Consider the following 4,707-nt stretch of genomic DNA (forward strand, 5'->3'; position numbering starts at 1 on the left):
ATTTGAAAATGTCTCCTATGATAACCGCTTCATGCGTATGTTTAAGTGGGAAGGAGCCAAAGAAGAATTTGTCGAGTATTCGGCTTATGCACAGGAAAAATTCGGATTTATCCCTGGACAGACCATCTGGATAAAAACATTGAGAAAAAGACCGCTTCATTTCGGTTCCGGGACTACTGTTTCCTTAAAGGAACCTTTCAAAATAGAACTTGCTCCCGGAGAATGGACTGATATCAGTCTGCCGTTTGCCTTTCCGATACGGCTGGCAGATATTTTAGAGAACAGTATCGGATCGGAAGAAATGCAGTTCTATTCATGGGTAAAGGATAGCTTAACCCGCAGATTCCGTTCTGAGGGGCTTTTTGTGCCCGGTATTGAAGAGATGCAGGACCCCAATGTTGTCCTGGATCTCAGTGCAGTCAATGCCTTTACTGTTTACAATTCCGGTGACAGTAAAGCGGAATTAAAGATTCCACCCGTTCCGGCTTCAATGTCTCCTCAGAGACCCCTGGGGAAGAAAAAACAAAACGGATGGAGTGTTAAGGCTGTTTTTAAGGCAGAGAGCGGTACACCGCTTTCCCGTGTTTTCTTCGGGTACAATCCTTCCGGTTCTGCAAGATGGTATCCGGTTCCACCTTCACTTTCCGAGCAGAGGGTTGTGCTTTATAACCGAAAAGAAAACAAGCGATATGGCCATTTTATCGACAATCAGTATAAGGGTGATTTAACACAGGAACTGGCTTTTGAAAACAGGAGCTCCAGGCCTGTTTCGATCTCATATCAGCTTCAGGAATCAGGTGATCTCCCTGACAATACAAGTGTTCTGCTGCTAGATCAACCCAGTGGAAAATGGCAGAAAAGCGGCACTGTCACTGTGGCAGCGAAAAGTGTGGAGTACAGATTGATTGTGGCAGCCGAAGAATCTTACAGAGAAGAATTAGGAAAGGATCTCCTTTCATTTAGGTATTCCATCAAATCGCTTTCTCCGAATCCTTTCAGATCACAGTTAAACATCCGATATACGGTACCTCTTTATTCAAATCACAGGTTGGTTTTCTCAATATTTGACCCGACAGGGAAGCTGGTCTGGAAAAAAGAGGCAGGGAAGGACCTTTCCTGTGGGGAGCATTTCATTTCCTGGAATGGCCTTGATTTACGGAATAAAAGGGTGAAATCGGGCATTTATTTTGTGACTTTTTCGGTACTGGATTCCCGCGGCAGGCCTCATAAGAGGTTTACTTCAAAGATTACTTATCTGCCCTGATTAATTTTGTTCCTCTGAAATGTTTGTTTTAAGGACCGGCACTGGTATTGGTAATCCGGTATCGTGCAAACCAGGAATGATCCGTCTTCAGGCCGATTCTTCGGGCAGAGCATGGAAGTAAGTACTATTTTGTATCAGAATCCAGAACTGATGGAAAAACCGAAGGGACAGATATGTCTTTTGAAAAGCTGATACCGGAAAAGATCTTTGAAGCTGTTGAAGATGCTCTTGGAATAAAGTTGACATCATGTATTTCTACTTTCCCTAGTTACATTAACCGTGTTTATGAACTGGTTGCTGCAGATGGGAAAAGGCTGGTAGTAAAATTCTACCGCCCGGATCGATGGAGCAGGGAAGCAATATTGGATGAGCACAGGTTTGTTCTTGATTGCCAGGAAGCGGAAATTCCGGTTGTTGCACCTGTTACATTGAGAAACGGGGAGACGTTGGGAGAGTTTGATGGTATCTATATGGCGGTTTTTCCCAAACGTTCCGGCCGTCAATTAGAGATAAATGATGACTCAGACTGGTACAGGCTTGGCTCACTTGTAGGCAGGATGCATCTAGCAGGGGAGAAGCGGATTGCGGCGGCAAGAATAACAATCGATCCTTCTATCTCAACTGCTCATGATGTTGAATATCTTTGCGGAAGTGTAATTCCTGAGCGTTTCCGTAACCAGTACAGGGAAACCGGGACACGTCTCATTGAACTCAGCGCTCCTCTTTTTGAACATATCAGAAAGATAAGGATTCATGGCGACTGTCACAGAGGCAATATTATGGACAGGCTCGATGAGGGATTTCTTCTCATCGATTTTGACGATATGGCAATGGGGCCTCCTGTGCAGGACATGTGGCTTCTTCTTCCTGACCGGCCTGATGCATGCCCGCGTGAGATCGAGCTCTTTCTCAATGGATATGAGCGGTTTCGTTCCTTTGACAGGACATCTCTCCGCTGTATCGAACCATTAAGGGCAATGCGCATGATTTATTTCCTGGCATGGTGCAGCCGTCAAACCCATGATTTCCAGTTCCGCCGTAATTTTCCTGACTGGGGAACAGACTCCTTCTGGAGGAAAGAGATCAACGATCTTCGGGAGCAGATGGGCTTTGTAGAGGAATCAGTCTGATTGGAATATATCAGACCTTTTTTAACCATCGCTTGTTTTTTTTTGCAAATAATAGAGATGGAAGAGACCATCTCTTGTTCAGGTCTCAGTTCAAGACAATTTTCCGGTATATATTATCTTCCCCTGATGACAGTCTGACAACGACCGTTCTTATTTGTTCAGACAAGCCCTTTGATGGGTGCCAGATAACCCGATGTGTTCCGGCACCGGAAAAGGATTGCCGGCTGCTGAAAACCTGACGGCCGGAAAGATCGAAGACTGACAGTTTGAAACTTTCTTTTCGGGAAAGGTTAATTGTAAAAATGATTTCGTCTCCGTTCCTGCGGGTGAATTTCAGATCGGGCATAATCTTTTCTGTTAATTGACTTCTCACGGGAGATTTGACTGCTGTGGAACCGGATCCGCAGTGTTCATCGGGAATAAGAACAGAAGGGAGTATTTCCGGGCCAATGGGCGCTCTCCAGGTGTTATTTACGGTTACAACACCCGGACAACAGGGACAGTTGTAGTAGTCATTCTGAACGCCGTTTTTGTTTTTCCAGTTTATCTGGTTACTCTCCACTCTGATTGATGGGCCATTGCAGGAGAAACCGGCATCAATCTCTCCCTGGAGTCCTGCGTATAATCCAACATTTGTAAAGCTTTGCTGCTTTCCGTAGATTTTATTATTCCTGATGGTGATATTGTAACCTGCCGGACATCCGATCCCGTACTGACCAACATCCACCAGAATATTATCCTCCACCCTTATATCATGTCCGCCATCATCACCTACCATTATTCCGCCACCGGATTTGCTCGGTCCTCCACCTCTGAGCTTATTACCAATAATCTGAATCGGGTCTGATGATGTTCCGGAGGAGCCGTACATGTTGATTAAATCTTCCGGATTTCCGGTGCCGAATTCGTGGTCAAGGATATTGTAATTTACTCTGTTGCCTGCTCCACTGCATTTGTTAAACTGTACTATCTGGCCTCTGGGGGAAGCCCCGGCAATATTTCTGAACTCATTACACTGGATATCTATTCCTCCACTGCAGCTTATGGCATAAATTCCGGTGCGAAATGATTCAAAGTAGCAGTTTTTTACGGTAATGTTGCTGCAGTTATGCATCTGAATGCCTATTATTCCGGAATTGAGAATAAAGCGGCAATCGGATATGGTAATGTCTTTACAGTTCTTGAGTAGTATCGAGACCCCGTCTGACCCAGTAGTAAATTGCTTGCCGGAAATGGTGATACCGGTTTTGTTGTCATGGGAAATGGGTGATGAGGGGGAGTATGCCTGACTGAAAGTGACAGCAGATCCAATTATGAGTAGAAAGGAAAAAACGAATATTATCTGTTTATTTCTCAGCACCTCAAACACAAATCTCTCCTCATTTTGAAAACTTAACCCGGTTGCATGTAGATATTATAATTAAAACAGATTAAAATGCTGAAGAATATGTCATCAGGAAAAATAAAATAGCCTTAAAAAGAAAAGATATTATGATAAATTGGATAAAAAGGTAATAAAAAAATGTCACCGATAGACAGAGAAAGGATGACAGGATACCAGATGAAGGAGTTCCAACATTTGAGCTGTTGAATCGAATAGTTGTAAAGAGTTTTCGACGAGATGTATAATTGGACTGGCGGAAGATCGGGCAGCCGCTGCAGGAAGATTTCTGCAGAGGAAAGTCCGGGCACCACAGGACAGGAAACCCCGTGATGAGCGGGGGACCCGTAAGGGTATGGAAAGTGCCACAGAGAAAAGACCGCTCCTGTGCTCTTCGGAGTGCCGGTGTGAGATGTGAAAAGGCGGGGTAAGAGCCCACCGTCCCTTCTCTAAAGGGAGCTGGTAAACCCTTTCCGGTGCAAGGCCAAGTATAGGGGGATCCTGTTTACAGGACGAAGTGGTCCGCTTCGATTCTCCCAGGGTAGGCTGCTAAATGCTTCGTGAAAACGGGGCCAGATAAATGGCTGCCTCTTCTGTAATAACAGAAAAGACAGAACCCGGCTTACAGGTCTTCCGCCATTTTTTATACTTCTCACCCAAATAGCGGAATCCTAAAAATACAGGTCCAGATAAAGATGTGGTGCTCCCGGGAATCTGAAATCCAGAGCCTCTGTATAGGGATTGTCTCCAAATACAAAATCTGCACAGATACTTCGCTCAAATGTAGGTACCATCAGACGAAACCCGAAACCTATGGCTGTTCCGCTTTCAATGTGTTTACCATTAATGCTCAGGATCTCATCGATACTTTTAGTCACCCGTCCGTAATCAAAAATCAAAGCTCCGTCAATTCTGTATCTTACAGATGAGAA

Annotated in this window: 4 protein-coding genes and 1 other RNA gene; 3 read left to right on the top strand and 2 right to left on the bottom strand. The window is 44.7% G+C overall.

The annotated features are described in order from the left end of the window. Both GX089_17230 and GX089_17235 read left to right on the top strand, forming a co-directional pair. A partial coding sequence (locus GX089_17230) for a hypothetical protein (protein NLP04240.1) occupies positions 1 to 1,264 on the top strand: 1,264 nt, incomplete at its 5' end. A 173-nt stretch (positions 1,265 to 1,437) separates the two neighbouring features. Next, positions 1,438 to 2,394, top strand: coding sequence for a serine/threonine protein kinase (locus tag GX089_17235; GenBank protein NLP04241.1), 957 nt, complete (start codon positions 1,438 to 1,440; stop codon positions 2,392 to 2,394). An 85-nt stretch (positions 2,395 to 2,479) separates the two neighbouring features. Here the strand turns inward: GX089_17235 and GX089_17240 are convergent, their stop codons facing one another. Further along, positions 2,480 to 3,763: a hypothetical protein gene (locus GX089_17240; protein NLP04242.1), complete on the bottom strand. Its 1,284-nt coding sequence runs from the start codon at positions 3,761 to 3,763 to the stop codon at positions 2,480 to 2,482. 268 nt (positions 3,764 to 4,031) lie between these two features. Between GX089_17240 and rnpB the strand changes: the two genes are divergently transcribed. Then, an RNA gene (rnpB, locus tag GX089_17245) (RNase P RNA component class A) lies at positions 4,032 to 4,416 on the top strand. Positions 4,417 to 4,446: 30 nt separating this feature from the next. Here rnpB and GX089_17250 read toward each other — a convergent pair. After that, a partial coding sequence (locus tag GX089_17250) for a hypothetical protein (protein NLP04243.1) occupies positions 4,447 to 4,707 on the bottom strand: 261 nt, incomplete at its 5' end.

The organism is Fibrobacter sp., assembly GCA_012523595.1.
Taxonomy (GTDB): Bacteria; Fibrobacterota; Chitinivibrionia; order Chitinivibrionales; family Chitinispirillaceae; genus JAAYIG01.